Below are 17,277 nucleotides of genomic sequence, written 5' to 3'. Positions count from 1 at the left end.
GATGCGGCTATACCGAGACCGAGCTGTTGTGTTGCGCCAGCACAAGCTCGGTGAAGCCGACCGGATCGTCACCCTGCTGACTCGTGAGCACGGGCTGGTCCGCGCGGTTGCCAAGGGCGTGCGCCGCACCCGCAGCAAATTCGGTGCTCGGCTGGAGCCGTTCGCGCATATCGACGCACAGCTGCACCCCGGCCGCAACCTCGACATCGTCACCCAGGTCGTCTCCATTGACGCGTTCGCCACCGACATCGTCAACGACTACGGCCGCTACACGTGCGGGTGCGCCATGCTGGAAACCGCCGAACGTCTCGCCGGCGAGGAGCGGGCACCCGCCCCGGCGCTGCACGGGCTCACGGTGAGCGCGTTGCGGGCGGTGGCCGACGGCCGCCGGTCCCGAGACCTCCTGCTGGACGCCTACCTGTTGCGCGCGATGGGCATCGCAGGCTGGGCGCCCGCGCTGAACGAGTGCGCCCGGTGCGCCACGCCCGGTCCCCATCGGGCGTTCCACGTCGGCGCCGGCGGCAGCGTCTGCACACACTGCCGCCCGGCCGGTTCGACGACGCCGCCCCCGGGGGTGCTGGACCTGATGTCCGCGCTGCACGACGGCGATTGGGACTTCGCCGAGCAGACCCCGCAGTCGCACCGTAACTACGTCAGCGGTCTGGTGGCCGCGCACCTGCAGTGGCATCTGGAGCGGCAGCTCAAGACCCTGCCGCTGGTGGAACGGACGTATCACGCCGACCGCACCATCGCCGACCAGCGCGCGGCGCTGATCGGGCAGGATATGGACTGTGGCTAAACTCTGGGCCGGCGGCTCGGGCCGAAAGGCCGAGCTCGCCACGGCGTCAGCCGATTTCCCGCAGCTGCCCCCCGCGCCCGACGACTACCCGGTGTTCCCCGACAAGTCGACCTGGCCGGTCGTCTTTCCCGAGCTGCCGCCCCCGGCCGACGGTGGGCCGTGCCGGCCCCCACAGCACATTTCCAAGGCGGCCGCGCCCAAGATCGAGGCCGACCGATTGCCCCACCATGTGGCCATCGTGATGGACGGCAACGGCCGCTGGGCCACCCAGCAGGGATTGACCCGCACCGACGGTCACAAGGCGGGCGAGGCGGTGGTCATCGACATCGTCTGTGGCGCAATCGAACTCGGCATCAAATGGCTCAGTCTGTACGCCTTCTCCACCGAGAACTGGAAGCGCTCCCCCGAGGAGGTCCGCTTTCTGATGGGATTCAACCGCGACGTGGTGCGCATGCGCCGGGTGAACCTGAACACCATCGGGGTCAAGATCCGGTGGGTGGGTTCGCGGCCGCGCCTGTGGCGCAGCGTGATCAACGAACTGGCGATTGCCGAAGACCTGACCAAGGACAACGACGTCATCACCGTCAACTACTGCGTCAACTACGGCGGTCGCGCCGAGATCGCCGAGGCGACAAGGGAAATCGCGCGCCTGGCAGCCGCCGGCCGGCTGAACCCGGAGCGCATCACCGAGTCGACCGTGTCGCATCACCTGCAGCGGCCCGACATCCCCGACGTGGACCTGTTCCTGCGGACCTCGGGGGAGCACCGGTCCAGCAACTTCATGCTGTGGCAGGCGGCCTACGCCGAATACGTCTTTCAGGACAAGCTGTGGCCCGACTACGACCGCCGCGACCTGTGGGCGGCGTGTGAGGAATACGCCTCCCGCAACCGCAGATTCGGGAGCGCATAGTGCCGCCGCTGCAGGAGCGCCTGGCATCGATACTCGGCGACGTCCTTCCGCTCGAGGCGGAGGCCGACGGCGCCGTGACGGTGCGCCACGACGCCACCATCGCCTCGTTGCGGGTGGTCAACATCGCCGAGGGTCTCGATCTGGTCTCGCTCACCCAGATACTGGCGTGGGATCTGCCGTCGACCAAGAAGCTAAGCGAGCAGGTGGCCAAGCAGGCCCGCGACAGCAACTTCGGTAGCGTGACCATGGTCGAGAAGGTCAACGATAAAGCGGTGCAACGCAATTCGGGCAGGAGTGCGGCGAAAACCGCCGACGTGATGCTGCGCTATAACTTCCCCGGCGCCGGCCTGACCGACGATGCCCTGCGGACCTTGATCCTGCTGGTGCTCGACACCGGCGCCGAGATACGTCGGGCGCTGACGGCGTAACCGGTTACCGGCCCCCGCAATCCGAGCAGGTGCCGAAGATCTCGATGGTGTGGCTGACGTCGGAGAAGCCATGCTTGGCAGCCACTTCGCTGGCCCACTGTTCGACCTCGTGATCGCCCACCTCGATGGTGGCGCCGCAACTGCGGCAGACCAGATGGTGGTGGTGGTGCTCCGAACATCGGCGGTAGACCGATTCGCCGGTGTCGGTGCGCAGCGTGTCGATCATCCCGGCCGCGGCCATTGACTGCAGGGTCCGGTAAACGGTCGTCAGGCCGATGTTCTCGCCACGCCGGCGCAGCTCGTCGTGCAGCTCTTGGGCCGAGCGGAACTCGTCGAGCGTCTCCAGCAGCGTGGAGATCGCCGCCCGCTGCCGGGTGGAGCGGACGCTGACCCTGGTCATTGGCGCGGCTCCTCACTGGCGTGCGCGACGGCATCCACCACGATGTGCGCGAGGTGATGATCCGCGAGCCGGTAGAGCACTTCGCGCCCGGATCGCTCCCCGGTGACCACGCCGGCCGCCTTGAGGATCTTGAGATGCTGACTGACCAGCGGCTGGGGCACGCCGAGCGCGTCCACCAGCTCGTGCACGCAGCGGTGCGACTCGCGCAGCTGCAGCACGATGGCGATGCGCACGGGCGCGGCCAGCGCGCGCAACAACTCACCGGCGGCATCGAGGATGTCCCGCGGCGGCGGCACGGGATAGGCGGCCCCTCCGGAGTGCCCGGCGGCGCCCAGCGCGTCGTGGTCGTGGGCGAGGAGGCCCGGGTCCGAGTCGCCATCCGCGGCGGCCGGCATCGAGGCAGAAGGTGACGGGGACGTCATCATGGGGCGGCATCACCTCGAGAAGTGCCTGGTAGTGGGAAAGTAGTCGCCGGTGAAAGTCGTTGTCGGCTGCCATCCACTGTCACATGCATGATGACGCATGTCAAAGACCGCGGTGCCGATCGCTACCATGACTGATGCTCTGCGCACCGCGGTCGAGCGCCGCGCGTGCCCGCTCAAACCCGGAAAGGGAGTGCACCACCCCGTGGCGTCCGTCATCGACACCGTAGTGAACCTGGCCAAACGGCGCGGCTTCGTCTTTCCCTCGGGGGAGATCTACGGCGGCACCCGATCGGCGTGGGATTACGGCCCGCTGGGTGTGGAGTTCAAGGAGAACATCAAACGCCAGTGGTGGCGCTCGGTGGTCACCGGTCGCGACGACGTCGTGGGCCTGGATTCGGCGATCATCTTGCCGCGGCAAGTCTGGGTGGCCTCCGGCCATGTCGAGGTCTTCCACGACCCGCTGGTCGAGTCACTGATCACCCACAAGCGTTATCGCGCCGACCATCTCATTGAAGCCTACGAAGCCAAACACGGACACCCGCCGCCCAACGGGCTGGCCGACATCCGCGACCCGGAGACCGGCGAACCCGGCCGGTGGACCGAGCCGCGCGAATTCAACATGATGCTCAAGACCTACCTCGGTCCGATCGAAACCGAGGAGGGCCTGCACTATCTGCGTCCGGAGACCGCGCAGGGCATCTTCGTCAACTTCGCCAACGTGGTGACCACCGCCCGCAAGAAGCCGCCTTTTGGAATCGGTCAGATCGGCAAGAGTTTTCGCAACGAGATCACCCCGGGCAACTTCATTTTCCGGACCCGCGAGTTCGAACAAATGGAAATGGAGTTCTTCGTCGAGCCCTCGACCGCCAAGGAATGGCATCAGTACTGGATCGACACCCGCCTGCACTGGTATGTCGAACTGGGTATCGATCCGGAGAACTTGCGGCTATTTGAACATCCGGCCGACAAGCTGTCGCACTACTCCGATCGCACCGTCGACATCGAGTACAAGTTCGGCTTCGCCGGTAATCCGTGGGGCGAGTTGGAAGGTGTCGCCAACCGCACCGATTTCGACTTGTCGACGCATGCAAAGCATTCCGGCGTCGACCTGTCGTTCTACGACCAGGTGACCGACACCCGGTACACCCCGTATGTCATCGAGCCCGCCGCCGGTCTGACGCGGTCGTTCATGGCGTTCTTGATCGACGCCTACACCGAGGACGAAGCCCCGAACGCCAAGGGCAAGATGGAAAAACGCACGGTGCTGCGGCTGGATCCGCGCCTGTCACCGGTCAAGGCCGCGGTGCTGCCGCTGTCCCGGCACGCCGACTTGAGTCCCAAGGCCCGAGACCTGGCCGCCGAGTTGCGGAAGTTTTGGAATATCGATTTCGACGACGCCGGTGCCATCGGGCGACGCTACCGACGCCAGGACGAGATCGGCACGCCCTTCTGCGTGACGGTGGATTTCGACTCACTCGAGGACAACGCCGTGACGGTGCGCCGCCGCGACGACATGTCCCAGGAGCGGGTGCCGATGAATGCCGTGTCGGATTATCTGGCGGCGCGCCTCAAGGGTTGTTAATCGACCACTCGCGGGCCGTCTTGTAGATTGCTTGTCCCGTTGCATCGGCGCGGGTCCGGCCGCCGTGCCGCCGGTGATGCATCCGCACCCACACCGAATTCCGCGGAATAAGGTTTGCTTAAAAGTCCGGCTTTTCGCGGTGCTGGTGCCTTAGGATCGCCACTGGGGCATAAGTAGATAGCTAATGGCCGCGGGTGGATGTCGCTCCGTCCGGGGCAGGAGCCGTTGACTCGGTCGGTTGGGGTTGCACATGATTCCCGCGTTTGTGTTCTTCCCTCCTGAGATCAACTCGGCCTTGATATTCGGCGGCCCCGGGGCCGGCCCTCTGTTCGAGGCGGCCGCGGCGTGGGACGGGCTGGCCGCCGAGCTGTCATCCTCGGCATCGTCGTTTCACACCACGGTTTCCGATCTGGCCGGTAGCGCCTGGATGGGGCCGTCGTCGATGGCGATGACCGGCGCCGCGGCGCCCTACGTGCAATGGCTGATCATCGCGGCGGCGCAGGCGGAGGTGGCGGCCTTGCAGGCCCGGATCGCCGCACTGGCTTTCGAGGGCGCACTGGTGGCGACGGTTCCGCTGCCGGAGGTGCTGGCCAATCGGGCCCGGTTGCTCGTCCTGACTGCCACGAACTTCTTTGGCATCAATACCGCGGCCATCGCACAGACCGAGCTCGAATACGTCGAGATGTGGGCGCAGGATGTGGCGGCGATGTTGGGCTATCACGCCGGGGCCCAATCGATGGCGCAGGCGCTGCCGGAATTCAGCGTGCCGCCGGCGGCCCTCGGCGGCGGCGCGCCCGCCGCGGACCTGTCGGGCCTGGCCGGATTGGTGACGGCACCCCTGACTCTCGCGTCACAGTTCTTCCAGGGCCTGTCCTCGCTGGGAACCGCGTTCGTCTCCCAACTGCAGTCGGTGTTCGGGGCGCTCTCGCCGGCGGTCTCGTTGCTGTCGTCGACGCCGGTGGCGACGTTGACGTCGGTGGCGCAGGCCGGAATGTACCCGGCGACCGCGTTGATGACGCCCATGGTGACGCTTGCCCAAAGTGCCGCCCCGGCACCGGCGGCGGCCGCGTCGCCGCTCTCTCGCGCGCCGGCGTTGGTGGGCGCGGCCAGCGCGCCCCTCGCCGCGCCGCGCAGCGCGGGCAGCGTCCTGTCGGACTTGCCGCCGTTGGCCGGTTCAGGGTTGGGCGCGTTGGGCGTTGCGACGGCGGGCCTGGGCGGCGCGCGGTTCGTCGGGTCGCTGACGGTGCCCGCGGCGTGGCAGGGATCGATGCCGGCTTACATCGCCACCCCGGCGATGTCCGGAACGGGCTCCGGGGCGCCGGCCGCGGCGGCCGGCGGATCGGGCAGTGGTGTGCCGATGACGGCGATGCCGGTCGGTGACAAGACCCCCGAGGGCGAGGACCGCGGGACCAGGGCGCAGGTGGTCAGGTCTCGTCCCAAGGTGGTGCCGCGCAATCGCCCGGGATAGTGCAGCGGTGCTGCTGTTGCAGACGTGAATAGTGTGCAAAGCGGCCGGAATTCGATACTTTTCGATATGCCGGCATACGCCCCGACGGAACGTTGTATGCGCAACGCCGAATTCGTCTGATTGGTCTGGTGAAACCCGCAACAGGTGCGCGGCTCGTCGCAGGAACCGGGCGAAAATCCGCAGGCGGCGGTCCGCTCGAAAACTCGTCGGCCCTCGAACGCACGTCCTATTGGTAGCGCTAAACCGTTGCGGGGCAACGCATGTGCGAGCGTCGATTCGCGGGATGAAGCCGCCGAGCCGACCCGCGTGGCATTTCTTTGTTGTGCAGGCGGGCGGCGACATCCGGCGGGCGTGAGCGCGGATCCGGTGTCGGGTCGCCGTCGGTTCGCATGTGCTCGACAGAAGAATATTGGCAATTCCCGCATATTTTCTTCACTTTGTCTTACGATGTGAACCGGTTGGTGTAAATAGGTTCGCCACAGCGCCCGAACGCTCTATCGGCTGTGGAAGGGGGCAGGGGTGCTTTTGCCTCTCGGTTCGCCGTTGCCGGATGACACGGTGTCGGCAGTTCGAGGAGAGTCCGGCATGCTCGGTGGGCTGTCGGTTCCGCTCAAGTGGGGCGTGGTCGTCCCGCCGGATGACTATGACCATTGGGCACCGAAGCCGGACGCCGAAACCCTTGAACAGCCGGCCGACGTTCCCCGCCCGACCGCCGTTGCGGACGGCGTGTGGAGCGGGTGGGAAGGCGACACCGTGTCGCGGGGATCGGGTGTGATCCCGCATTCCCCAGCAGCCGGCTGAGCCCGGCGAAACCCAAACCGCTGCGGTAGCGGCGCCAGGCGCTGCTCAGAATCGGCCGCCGCCACCCATGAAACCGCCGCCGGACGCACCGGGGCTGCCGCCGAACGAGGTCGGGCTCCAGCCGCCGAATCCGCCCCGCATGCCGCCGCTGAGCATGTTGCCGATGATGATCCCGCCGAGCATCGCACCCATGTCACTGCCGCCGCGGCCGACGTAGGCCCGCTGCGCCAGTTGCACGTCGTCGTTGGCCAGCGACTGCGCGGTGGCGGCCAGCGTCGACGCCGCGTTGGCGTGCGCGATCGCCTCGGTCGGCAGCGTCGATCGTTTGTCCTGCGCGGCCTGCAGATGCCGTCTGGCCTCGGCGAGCCGGGTGCGCGCCTCGGGGCCGATGCTGCCCCGGCGGGTGTCGACGTAGTCCGACACCGCACGCACCCGCGACTGCGCGGTGAACAGCGCCTGCTCCAACGACCGGTTCAGCCGCTCGGCCGCGGCCTGCTCCTGGGCCAGGGTGGCCAGTAGCCCGTTGAGGCCGGCGTCGGCTTTGGTCACCTGAGCGAATGCGCCCAGCGGATCGTCGGCAGCGCCGGCCCGTGCGCTGTCGACGGCCCGGAGGGCGGCATCGCGCGCCGCAACCAGATCACCGGTGTGCGCGGTCTTGACCTTCGCTGTCAGGCGCAGCAGTTCGTCCGCGCGCTCGATGTCGTGCTGGATGTCGGTCAGGGCCGACGGCAGCCCGTCGATGGCGTGCTGAATGTCGCCGGCCGCGTTGTCCACCGCGTCGAGCAACGCGCGCGCCTGGCCCAGCGCCGACTCGGCGGCGCGGACGGCGTCGACCAGACCGGCTTGCCGCCCGCTGACGGCATGGGCGGCAAGCTCACGGGCGCTGGTGATGTTGCGGTCGGCGAACGCCAGCCGCTCCTTGGCCGCGGTCACGTTGCCCGACACCGAAGTCAGTGCGGCCGCGCTGAAGTCGTTGTGCAGCGCGGCAAGTCGTTGTTCGGCCGGCGCGATGCGGGTGGTGAGTTCCACGTATTGCTGTGTCAGTGCGTCCAGCCGGGAGGGGGCGTTGATCACCAGATCCCGCAGCTTCTCGAACGCCTCGGTCTGTGACTCCAGTTCCCGGTCGGCGCGCGCCGCCGCCACGATCACCTGGGTGAGCAGTTCCCGGCGCTGCGCCGGCGTCTCTGGCGTGTCGTCGTCGAGTTGCTGGCGGATCGTAAAGGCTTGGGACAGTGCGGCTTTGGCGTTGGTCACGGCCTGGGTGAACGGCTGGGTCCGGTCGGCGCCGAACTCCGTGACCGCCAGGTCCAATTCGTTGGCGCTGGTGCGTAACGCGTTGTCGACGTCCACCACCAGTTCGCGGGACAGGTCGTCGAGTGCCTGCGGGGGCACCGCGGCCAGCGCATCGGCGTCGGTGGGGTCGACCCGACGCGCCGCCGCCAACGCCGCGGCGCGGCGGCGCCGACCGCGATAACGCATGACCAGCAACAGGACTGCCAGCGCGACCAGGATGCCCGCCAGCACGGCCAGCAGCGCCACCCGGCCCGACGAATCGGGCGAGGTGTCGAGTCCGTTGGCCGCCGCGACGGCGGCGCCGCTCCAATCGCCGTCGTGCAAGGCGGGCTCGATCTTGTTGCGCCGCAACTTGTCGACCTGATTTGCGGTGACGCTCTTGACCGTGGAGGGCACCAGGAAGGCGTATTCACGGCTGTGGGTGCCGACGGCCAGCAGCGCGTCGTAGGCGCCCAGGTCGCTGTTGGTCACGGTGCGCTGTGCCCACCCGGCCGCGCTCTGCCCGGAGAAGTTGTCGACGTAGACCACCCACAGCCGGATGTGGCGGTCGGTGTACAGCTTGCCGAGAGCAGAGGCGACCGCCGCGCGCCCGGAATCCGACAGGGCACCCGCGTTGTCGGTGATGTAGTCGGCCAACCGGAATGGGGGTTGCGCGCCGGCGGCCGGCGCCAGCAGCAGGCCGCCGAAGCCGACCGTGAGGATCGTCGCGATCACGGCGATCAGGCGAGCGGTGCAACGCATAGGGCCAATCTAGCCCCGCGACGATGCAGGCCAGTAGGCCCGAGTCGAGCCATACTCCGGCGGGCGTTCCCTGGCAGACTGTGCGTCGGTGACCGGGAATCAGCACGACCCCTACGACGACTTCGACCGTCAGCGACGGGTGGCCGAAGCGCCCAAGACTGCGTGGCTGCCGGGCGCCGAGGGTCAGCACCGCACCGACTTCGCCCGGGATCGGGCGCGGGTCCTGCACAGCGCCGCGCTGCGTCGATTGGCCGACAAGACCCAGGTGGTTGGGCCCCGAGAAGGGGACACACCGCGCACCCGGCTGACGCATTCGCTCGAGGTCGCCCAGATCGGGCGGGGGATGGCGATCGGGCTGGGCTGCGACCCCGACCTCGTCGAGCTGGCGGGACTGGCCCACGACATCGGCCACCCGCCCTACGGACACAACGGCGAACGCGCGCTCGACGAGGTCGCGACGGACTACGGCGGTTTCGAGGGCAACGCCCAGAACTTCCGGATCTTGACCAGTCTGGAGCCCAAAGTCCTTGACGAGCAAGGCAATAGCGCGGGGTTGAACCTGACCCGGGCGTCGCTGGACGCGGTGACCAAGTACCCGTGGCCCCGCGGCGAAGCGCAACGCAAGTTCGGGTTTTACGACGACGACCGCGAGCCGGCCGCCTGGGTTCGGGCGGGCGCACCGGAGGGGCGGATGTGCCTGGAAGCGCAGGTCATGGACTGGGCCGACGATGTGGCCTATTCGGTGCACGACGTCGAGGACGGTGTGGTGTCCCAGCGCATCGACCTGCGGGTGCTCGCCGACGAAGACGAGGCCGCCGCACTGGCCAAACTGGGCGAGACCGAATTTTTCCGGGTGCGCGCCGACGACTTCATGGCGGCGGCGCGACGGCTCTCCGCCCTGCCGGTGGTCGCCGCCGTCGGAAAGTACGACGCCACGCTCGCGGCTTCGGTGGCGCTCAAGCGGTTGACCAGTGAACTGGTCGGCCGGTTCGCCTCGGCCGCCATCGCCACCACTCGCGCGGCGGCCGGTCCCGGCCCGCTGGTGCGCTACCGGGCCCAGTTGCAGGTTCCCGACCTGGTGCGCGCCGAGGTGGCCCTGCTGAAAATCCTGGCGCTGCAGTTCATCATGTCCGATCCGCGTCATCAGGAAACACAAGCCGGGCAGCGTGAACGCATCCATCGGGTGGCGCACTGGCTGTATGCGGGAGCGCCCCGCACGCTGGACCCGTTCTTTGCTGCGGCCTTTAACACCGCGGCCGACGACGGCGCGCGGTGGCGCGTCATCGTCGACCAGATCGCCTCCTATACCGAGGGTCGGCTCGAACGGATCGATACCCGCCAGGCCGGTCCGTAGTCGCCGGTCGGCAGGAAGTCGTCCGGTCTGGGAATCGGCGCGGCCGCCGCGAGTTAGGCTGCCCGACATGAAGAAATTCAGCGGCTCGCCCTTTGTGGCCTCCTTGTTGATGGGGCTTCCCGTCGTCGCCATGACTGCCTGCAGTTCACCGCAGCATGCGAGCACCCAGCCGGGCACCACACCACCGGTGAAGAGTGCCGCTCCGTCGTCCGGGGAGTCGACGTCGACCCCGGCGCCCGCCGCGGGCTCGCTGCGCGCGGAACTGAAGACGCCCGATGGCCGTTCGGCGGCCACCGCGACCTTCGACTTCACCGGCGGCTACGTGACCGTGACGGTGAAAACGGTGGCGCCTGGCATCCTCACGCCCGGCATCCACGGCCTGCATGTGCACGAGATCGGCAAGTGCGAGCCGAACTCGGTGGCGCCTACCGGCGGTGCGCCCGGCAACTTCCTGTCCGCCGGCGGTCACTACCAGGCCCCCGGACACACCGGCAAGCCCGAAAGTGGCGACTTGGCGTCCCTCGAGGTCCGGCAGGACGGCTCGGCGTACCTGGTCACCACCACCGATTCGTTCAACCGGGACGACCTGCTGGCGGGCAACAAGACCGCGCTGATGCTGCACGGCGCCCAGGACACCGAGAACGCAATGGATCGGGTCGCGTGCGGCGTCATCGGTACCGGCTAGCGTGCGCCGTCGCGACTTAGACTGAGCCGATGTCAAGCCCGGCAGGTTCACGCGCGGAGGGCGACGGCCGTGCCCGGGGTCGGGGCCGGATTCCCGATCGCGACATCGCCGCCATCCGCGAGCGGGTGCGCATCGACGAGGTCATTGGCGACTACGTCCAGTTGCGCCGCGCCGGCGCCGATTCGCTCAAGGGCCTGTGTCCGTTCCACGACGAGAAGTCGCCGTCGTTTCACGTCCGCCCCAACCACGGCCACTTTCACTGCTTCGGCTGTGGTGAGGGCGGCGACGTGTACGCGTTCATCCAGAAGATCGAACACGTCAGCTTCGTCGAGGCCGTCGAACTGCTCGCCGACCGGCTCGGTCACACCATCAATTACTCGGGCCCGGCGACCAGCGTGCAGCGCGACCGCGGCAGTCGCAGCCGGCTCGTCGCGGCCAACGCGGCGGCGGCGGAGTTCTATGCGGCGGCGCTGGAATCCGCCGAGGCGGCACCGGCCCGGCAGTATCTGACCGAGCGGAACTTCGACGCCGACGCGGCCCGTCACTTCGGTTGCGGCTTCGCACCCTCGGGCTGGGACTCGCTGACAAAGCACTTGATACGCAAGGGATTTGAGTTCAAGGAGCTGGAGGCGGCCGGCCTGTCACGGCAGGGGCGTCGCGGACCGATGGACCGCTTCCATCGCCGGTTGCTGTGGCCCATCCGCAGTTCGGCCGGCGAGGTGATCGGCTTCGGCGCCCGGCGGCTGTTCGACGACGATCCGATGGAAGCCAAGTACATCAACACGCCCGAGACGCTGCTGTACAAGAAGTCGAACGTGATGTTCGGCATCGACTTGGCCAAACGCGACATCGCCAAGGGGCACCAGGCCGTCGTCGTCGAGGGCTATACCGACGTGATGGCGATGCATTTGGCCGGCGTCACCACCGCGGTGGCGTCGTGCGGCACCGCGTTCGGCGACGAGCATCTGTCGATGCTGCGCCGGTTGATGATGGACGACAGTTTCTTTCGCGGCGAACTGATCTACGTGTTCGACGGCGACGCGGCCGGGCGGGCCGCCGCGCTCAAGGCCTTCGGCGGCGAACAGAACCTGGCGGGCCAGTCGTTCGTGGCCGTCGCGCCTGACGGCATGGATCCCTGCGATCTGCGGCTGAAGTCCGGTGACGGCGCGCTGCGCGATCTGGTGGCCCGGCGGACCCCGCTCTTCGAGTTCGCGGTCCGTTCGGCGCTCGCCGAGATGGACCTGGACAGCGCCGAGGGCCGGGTCGCCGCACTGCGCCGCTGCGTGCCGATGGTGAGCCAGATCAAGGACCCCACGCTGCGCGACGAGTACGCCCGCCAGCTCGCCGGATGGGTCGGCTGGGACGACGTCGCGCAGGTCATCGACCGGGTGCGCAGCCAGGCCAAGACGTCCAACACCGCGGCCCGCGGTGGCTCCGGACCCAAGGCGCCCCGCCGCGCGGCGCAGCCGCCCGCCGCGGCCCAGCCGGCCGCCAGCCGTCCTGACCCCCGAGACCCCACCCTGTGGCCGCAGCGTGAGGCGCTCAAGGCGGCCCTGCAATACCCGGCGTTCGCCGGGCCGGTGTTCGACACGCTGACGGTCGAGAGCTTCACCCATCCCGGATACGCGGCCATCCGCGCGGCCATCGAGACGGCGGGGGGCACCTCGAGCGGGATCACCGGCGCGCAATGGATCGAGGCGGTGCGTGAGCAGGCTTCGTCGCCGCTGACCGCCGGCCTGGCCAGCGAGTTGGGGGTGGAGGCCATCGCGGTCGACGAGGAGAAGCTGCCGCGCTACATCGGCGGCGTGCTGGCCCGGCTGCAAGAGGTGTGGATGGGCCGGCAGATCGCCGAGGTGAAGTCGAAGCTGCAGCGGATGTCACCGATTGAGCAGGGCGACGAGTACCACGCCCTATTCGGGGACCTGGTGGCGATGGAGTCCTACCGGCGCAGCCTGCTAGAGCAGGCTAGCGGCGACGATTAGACGGCGTCAGCACGTCGTCGGCCGAGCCCTCGGCGTCGCGTTCCATGATGGCCGTTTGGTCGTCGATCTCGGTCAGGGTGACAAAACCGGCATCGGGTGAGATCCGATTCGCGATCTTGCGCCGCCCCCCTTCGATCATCGACTTGGCCACGGGGCTGCTGGTCAGCGCGCGATAGGTGCCGACGAGCTGCTCGTATCGGCGACGCCCAGCCTTCGAACCCAGCACGTAACCCAGCCCAAGCACCACGACATACCGGATCAAAACTTTCCTCCCGACTATCGATGGCTCCATCCTGCCTCACCGGCCGGGGCGCCCGCGCGGTCGATCCCCGTCTATGGGCGGCCCGAGGGTGGTCCACGCTAGTTGGGTGCGGTCGTGCCAGTACGCTAGAGTTCGTCCCGCGATCGGGTTAGTCCCCTGTAGCTCAATTGGCAGAGCATTCGGCTGTTAACCGAAGGGTTCCTGGTTCGAGTCCAGGCGGGGGAGCACTTCTCTGAACGTCTCAGTGGCCGGCGCTCTGGCCGCCGTCGATGTGTAGCGTCTCGCCGGTCACGAACGACGCGCCCTCTAGGTAGCGAATCCCCTCGATGATGTCGGCGATGGTGCCCATCCGGCCCAGCGGATGCATGGCGGCCAGCGCGGTCGTGTCGTCGTCGGCGTGCATCGGCGTGGCGATGTTGCCGGGGGAGATGGCGTTGACGCGGATCCCGTTGCGGGCGTATTCGATGGCCAGCGATTTGGTCACCGCCGCCAGGCCACCCTTGGTGAGCGCGGTCAATCCCGCCGGCACCCCGGAGTTTGCCTGCTCGAGCAGGGAGGTGGTCATGTTGACCACGTGGCCGCCCCCGCCTTGCCTCAGCAGCTGGGCGATGACGCGCTGGGTGATGTGGAAAAAGCCGGTCAGGTTCACCCCCGTCACCAACTCGTAGTCGGCCGGCGTGTACTCGGTGAACGGCTTGGGCACGAACACGCCCGCGTTGTTGATCAGCGTGTCCACCCGGCCGAACCGGTCCAGCGCCGTCGCGACGATGCGGTCGGCGGTCGCGGGATCGGCCACGTCACCGGCGACGGCCGCCACCTCGGCGTCAGCGCCGGCGGCGATCGATCGCGAATTGGCCACCACCGCGAAGCCGAGTTCGCGGTAGGCGTCAACCAGGGCGGCACCCATGCCCTGGGAGGCGCCGGTGATGATCGCGACTTTCTGACGGGCGTGATCTGCGGTCAACGGAGGTCTCCTTGCGCGGTCTGTCGCGGACGAGGCGGTCGACGCACCACCCGGTGGCACGCCGCGAATCGTGAATCTACTGTGACCCCAGACTATTAGGAGTGCTCGCCTCGATGCCGCTGCGCGTTGGCGCACCGATGAGGTCACGCGGCTGAGCGCGCATCCCGATGGCCCGGCCATCGCCTGCCCGGGCGGGCACCCGTCATCGTCACGGATTAGCCTGTGGCGCGCCGGCTTTCGAGGCGCTCGGCGCCGGTCGGCTGCCCGGCCCGCCCGGGGGTGGGTGACAAGCCCAGGTGGTCGCGCAGCGTGTGGCCGCGGTATTCGGTGCGGAAGCTACCGCGCTCCTGCAGCAGCGGCACCACCTTGGCGACGAATTCGTCGAGGCCGTGCGGCGTCAGGTGCGGCACCAGGATGAAGCCGTCGCAGGCATCGGACTGCACGTAGCGATCGATCTCGGCGGCGACCTGTGCCGGCGTTCCGACGAATTGCTGGCGGCTGGTCACCTCGATGATCAGCTCGCGGATCGACAGGTTCTCGGCTTCCGCCCGGGCGCGCCAGGTCTGGGCGACCGTCTTGGGGTCGCCGTGCCGGACCCGCCCGCGGGTGATGTTCGGGTTCTCGACGGGATCGACGTCGGGCAGGGGCCCGTCGGGGTCGTAGGCCGATAGGTCCACGCCCCACACCTGTTCGAGGAATGCGATCGCGGTCGGGCCGCTGACCTGCTGCTCGCGGATGTGGCGGGCGTTGTCCTGCGCCTCTTCGGCGGTGTCTCCCAGTGCGAACGTCGCGCCGGGCAGGACCTTGAGCTGGTCGGGGTCGCGCCCGTAGGCCGCGGCACGGCTCTTGACGTCGCTGTAGTAGCGCTGACCCGCCTCGAGCGACCCGTGCAAGGTGAACAGGGCATCGGCGTGCCTGGCCCCGAAGTCACGGCCGTCGTCGGAGTCACCGGCCTGCAGCAGCACCGGGTGGCCCTGCGGCCCGGCCGGCAGGGAGGCGACGCCGCGGACGTCGAATTGCGGACCGTGGTGCTCGACGACGCCGATGCGGGCCGGGTCGGCATAGATCCCGGCGTCGACGTCGGCGACGACGGCATCGGGCGTCCAGCTGTCCCAGAACCGCCGCGCGACGGTGATGAATTCCTCGGCCCGGTGGTAGCGGTCGGCGTGGGCCAGGAACCCGCCGCGGCGGAAGTTCTCCCCGGTGAACGCGTCGGAGGAGGTGACCATGTTCCAGGCTGACCGCCCGTCGGACAGGTGGTCCAGCGTCGCGAATTGCCTTGCCACTTCGTACGGTTCGTTGAACGTGGTGTTGATGGTGCCGGCCAGGCCGAGCCTGTCGGTGACCGCGGCGAGCGCGGCCAGCACGGTGAAGGTGTCGGGCCGTCCGACCACGTCGAGGTCGTGGATCTTGCCGCGATGCTCACGCAGCCGCAGGCCTTCGGCCAGAAAGAAGAAGTCGAACAGCCCCCGCTCGGCGGTCTCGGCAAGGTGCACAAACGATTCGAACGCGATCTGGCTGCCCGCACTCGGATCCGACCACACCGTGGTGTTGTTCACCCCGGGGAAGTGGGCGCCCAGATGAATCTGCTTGCGGTGGCCTGCTTCTCGAACGCTCATCCGGTCAGTCCCCATCGTTTGGCGATCAGTTCATGCGAGCGCAGCCGGTCGACGTGGCGGTGGGTCACGGAGGTGATCACCAGTTCGTCGGCGCCGGTGACCCGGCCCAGCAGTTCGAGCCGGTCGGCGACCTCGTCGGGGTTGCCGACGAATTGTGTTGCGGTGCGGTCGGCCACCAGCGCCTGCTGCTCCTCGGTCAAGGGCTCGCAGAAATCGGGGTCGGGGTAGGGGATGGCGCCGTGACCGCTGCGGATGGAATACACCCACCGGCCGTAACCGGACGCGAGGTGGCGCGCGGTGGCGCTGTCCTCGGCGACCACGACGTCGGCCGACACCACCACGTAGGGCTCCGATAGCCGCGCGGACGGGCGGAAGGCGTTGCGGTAGGCGGTGATTGCATCGAGCGCCGTGCCGGGGGTGATGTGGTAACTCGCGACGAACGGAAGCCCACGGGCGCCGGCGACCTCGGCGCTTTGCCCCTTGGTGCTGCCGAAGATCCACGGCGCCAACTGACCGCGCTCGCCGGGAACGGCATGTAGGTCATGGCCATCGACGCTGTAGGTGCCCGCCAGCAGCGCTTCGATGTCGGCCAGTTGGTCGGCGAAGTCGGGAGGTTGTGCGCACGGTTGCGCCAGCGCGGAGGCCTGCGCCCGGATCCGCTCGCTTTTCATCAGCGGTGTTTGGTCGAAGGGTGCGGGGATGACAAGCCCGTCGACCTCACGCCACGGCGTGGGCGCACGCTCGGAGTGGACCGGGGGCGGCGCCGCGGCGGCCTCCTTGCGCCGCTGCCCGGACCGGCCCAGCCCCATGTCGATGCGGCCGGGGTAGAGCGCGTCGAGGATGCCGAAGCTTTCCACCACGGCGAGCGCCGTCGTGTGGCCGATCTGCACGGCGGCCGACCCGACGTGGATTCGCTCGGTGGCCGCGGCGATCTGGCCGATCAGCGTCACCGGCGAGGAGCTGGCGACCGCGACGAAGTGGTGCTCGGCCAGCCAGTAGCGTCGGTAGCCCCAGCGCTCGGCGTGCTGGGCCAGATCGATGGTGTTGCGCAGTGCCGTCGCGGCGTCGCTGCCGGCGCTGATGGGCGCGAGGTCGAGGATCGACAGGGGAGTGATGCTCATGACGGCGCCGTCGCGTAGCGGTTCGGTGCGGTCGCCAACCCGAGGCGGTCGCGCAGTGTCTCGCCGTCGCGGTAGCCGGTGCGAAACCGGCCGGCGCGCTGCAGGCGCGGCACCAGGTCGTCGACGATGGCGGGCAGGTCGAGGGCGTTGACCGCGGGCCGCAGCCGCACCCCATCGACACCGGCGTCCTGCCAGGCGAGCAGGAGATCCGCCAAATCAGTTGTGCTGCCGACGAATACGAGTGCATCGGACGAGATGGCCGCTGCGGGCGCCAGTGGATCGTCGACCAGCGACACCACCAGGTCCGCATAGACTTTGAGCTTCCGGCCGGCGGCCCGCTGCGCGTGGCCCACATCGGCCAGGATGGCCCGCAGCGAGCCCTCGTCGTGCGGGGTGATGAAGACCAGGTCGGCGCTGGCGGCGGCGAATTCGTAGACCCGCGG

General features: G+C 68.5%; 15 protein-coding genes, 1 tRNA gene and 2 pseudogenes. 10 read left to right on the top strand and 8 right to left on the bottom strand.

Features of this window, described 5'->3' with window-relative positions; translation table 11 throughout:
- Nucleotide 1: 1 nt before the first annotated feature.
- Genes recO through A5659_RS10695 form a run of 3 tightly spaced genes read left to right on the top strand, consistent with a single transcriptional unit; the run spans nt 2 to nt 2,137 of the window.
- Entirely contained in the window at nt 2-799 is a 798-nt protein-coding gene (recO, locus tag A5659_RS10705; RefSeq protein ID WP_066869584.1) for a DNA repair protein RecO, read from the top strand.
- A complete protein-coding gene (locus A5659_RS10700; RefSeq protein ID WP_082972018.1) occupies nt 792-1,709 on the top strand; it encodes a decaprenyl diphosphate synthase in 918 nt (305 codons plus the stop codon). The genes recO and A5659_RS10700 overlap by 8 nt, the downstream gene beginning before the upstream one ends.
- Nucleotides 1,709-2,137 (top strand): hypothetical protein, encoded by a 429-nt coding sequence (locus A5659_RS10695; RefSeq protein ID WP_066869587.1) that lies wholly within the window; start codon nt 1,709-1,711, stop codon nt 2,135-2,137. Before A5659_RS10700 ends, A5659_RS10695 begins: the two co-directional genes overlap by 1 nt.
- Nucleotides 2,138-2,141: 4 nt before the next feature.
- Here A5659_RS10695 and A5659_RS10690 read toward each other — a convergent pair whose 3' ends face one another.
- Nucleotides 2,142-2,537, bottom strand: coding sequence for a Fur family transcriptional regulator (locus tag A5659_RS10690; protein ID WP_066869589.1), 396 nt, complete (start codon nt 2,535-2,537; stop codon nt 2,142-2,144).
- Nucleotides 2,534-2,962, bottom strand: a complete 429-nt coding sequence (locus A5659_RS10685; RefSeq protein ID WP_197497975.1) for a helix-turn-helix transcriptional regulator — start codon at nt 2,960-2,962, stop codon at nt 2,534-2,536. Before A5659_RS10685 ends, A5659_RS10690 begins: the two co-directional genes overlap by 4 nt.
- A gap of 190 nt (nt 2,963-3,152) precedes the next feature.
- Here A5659_RS10685 and A5659_RS10680 point away from each other — a divergent pair, with 190 nt between their 5' ends.
- The 3 genes and pseudogenes from A5659_RS10680 to A5659_RS28490 form a co-directional block, all read left to right on the top strand.
- Complete coding sequence (locus tag A5659_RS10680; RefSeq protein ID WP_066869656.1) at nt 3,153-4,544, top strand: glycine--tRNA ligase; 1,392 nt, start codon at nt 3,153-3,155, stop codon at nt 4,542-4,544.
- A gap of 250 nt (nt 4,545-4,794) precedes the next feature.
- Complete coding sequence (locus A5659_RS10675; RefSeq protein ID WP_067180941.1) at nt 4,795-6,012, top strand: PPE family protein; 1,218 nt, start codon at nt 4,795-4,797, stop codon at nt 6,010-6,012.
- A 519-nt stretch (nt 6,013-6,531) separates the two neighbouring features.
- A pseudogene (locus A5659_RS28490) lies at nt 6,532-6,685 on the top strand (hypothetical protein); the annotation flags it as partial.
- 173 nt (nt 6,686-6,858) lie between these two features.
- On the opposite strand, the gene A5659_RS10665 reads toward A5659_RS28490, so the two are convergent.
- Nucleotides 6,859-8,847 carry a TPM domain-containing protein gene (locus tag A5659_RS10665; protein WP_067180939.1) on the bottom strand — a complete coding sequence of 663 codons (1,989 nt, stop codon included), beginning with the start codon at nt 8,845-8,847 and terminating at the stop codon, nt 6,859-6,861.
- Between the two features lie 88 nt (nt 8,848-8,935).
- Between A5659_RS10665 and A5659_RS10660 the strand changes: the two genes are divergently transcribed.
- The 3 genes from A5659_RS10660 to dnaG all read left to right on the top strand — a co-directional run bounded on the left by A5659_RS10660 (nt 8,936) and on the right by dnaG (nt 12,868).
- Nucleotides 8,936-10,201 carry a deoxyguanosinetriphosphate triphosphohydrolase gene (locus A5659_RS10660; protein ID WP_067180930.1) on the top strand — a complete coding sequence of 422 codons (1,266 nt, stop codon included), beginning with the start codon at nt 8,936-8,938 and terminating at the stop codon, nt 10,199-10,201.
- Nucleotides 10,202-10,268: 67 nt separating this feature from the next.
- Nucleotides 10,269-10,886, top strand: coding sequence for a superoxide dismutase family protein (locus tag A5659_RS10655; protein ID WP_067180926.1), 618 nt, complete (start codon nt 10,269-10,271; stop codon nt 10,884-10,886).
- Between the two features lie 29 nt (nt 10,887-10,915).
- A complete protein-coding gene (gene dnaG, locus A5659_RS10650; protein WP_066880379.1) occupies nt 10,916-12,868 on the top strand; it encodes a DNA primase in 1,953 nt (650 codons plus the stop codon).
- Here dnaG and A5659_RS10645 read toward each other — a convergent pair.
- Nucleotides 12,852-13,130, bottom strand: a complete 279-nt coding sequence (locus A5659_RS10645) for a hypothetical protein (protein WP_066869612.1) — start codon at nt 13,128-13,130, stop codon at nt 12,852-12,854. The genes dnaG and A5659_RS10645 overlap by 17 nt on opposite strands.
- 152 nt (nt 13,131-13,282) lie before the next feature.
- On the opposite strand from A5659_RS10645, the gene A5659_RS10640 reads away from it, so the two are divergent.
- Nucleotides 13,283-13,355: transfer RNA gene (locus A5659_RS10640), tRNA-Asn, on the top strand.
- Nucleotides 13,356-13,371: 16 nt separating this feature from the next.
- Here A5659_RS10640 and A5659_RS10635 read toward each other — a convergent pair.
- From A5659_RS10635 to A5659_RS10620, 4 genes and pseudogenes are all read right to left on the bottom strand, one after another.
- Nucleotides 13,372-14,094: an SDR family NAD(P)-dependent oxidoreductase gene (locus A5659_RS10635; protein WP_255362081.1), complete on the bottom strand. Its 723-nt coding sequence runs from the start codon at nt 14,092-14,094 to the stop codon at nt 13,372-13,374.
- Between the two features lie 215 nt (nt 14,095-14,309).
- Nucleotides 14,310-15,713 (bottom strand): NtaA/DmoA family FMN-dependent monooxygenase, encoded by a 1,404-nt coding sequence (locus A5659_RS10630; RefSeq protein WP_066880381.1) that lies wholly within the window; start codon nt 15,711-15,713, stop codon nt 14,310-14,312.
- Nucleotides 15,710-16,834, bottom strand: a complete 1,125-nt coding sequence (locus A5659_RS10625; protein WP_067022718.1) for an LLM class flavin-dependent oxidoreductase — start codon at nt 16,832-16,834, stop codon at nt 15,710-15,712. Before A5659_RS10625 ends, A5659_RS10630 begins: the two co-directional genes overlap by 4 nt.
- A pseudogene (locus A5659_RS10620) lies at nt 16,831-17,277 on the bottom strand (FMNH2-dependent monooxygenase); the annotation flags it as partial. The gene A5659_RS10625 and the pseudogene A5659_RS10620, both read right to left, overlap by 4 nt.

The organism is Mycobacterium sp. 1165196.3, from assembly GCF_001673415.1.
GTDB classification, from domain to species: domain Bacteria; phylum Actinomycetota; class Actinomycetes; order Mycobacteriales; family Mycobacteriaceae; genus Mycobacterium; species Mycobacterium europaeum_A.
Note: the sequence above shows the minus strand (reverse complement) of the source record. Positions and strands in the feature narration are given on the sequence as shown.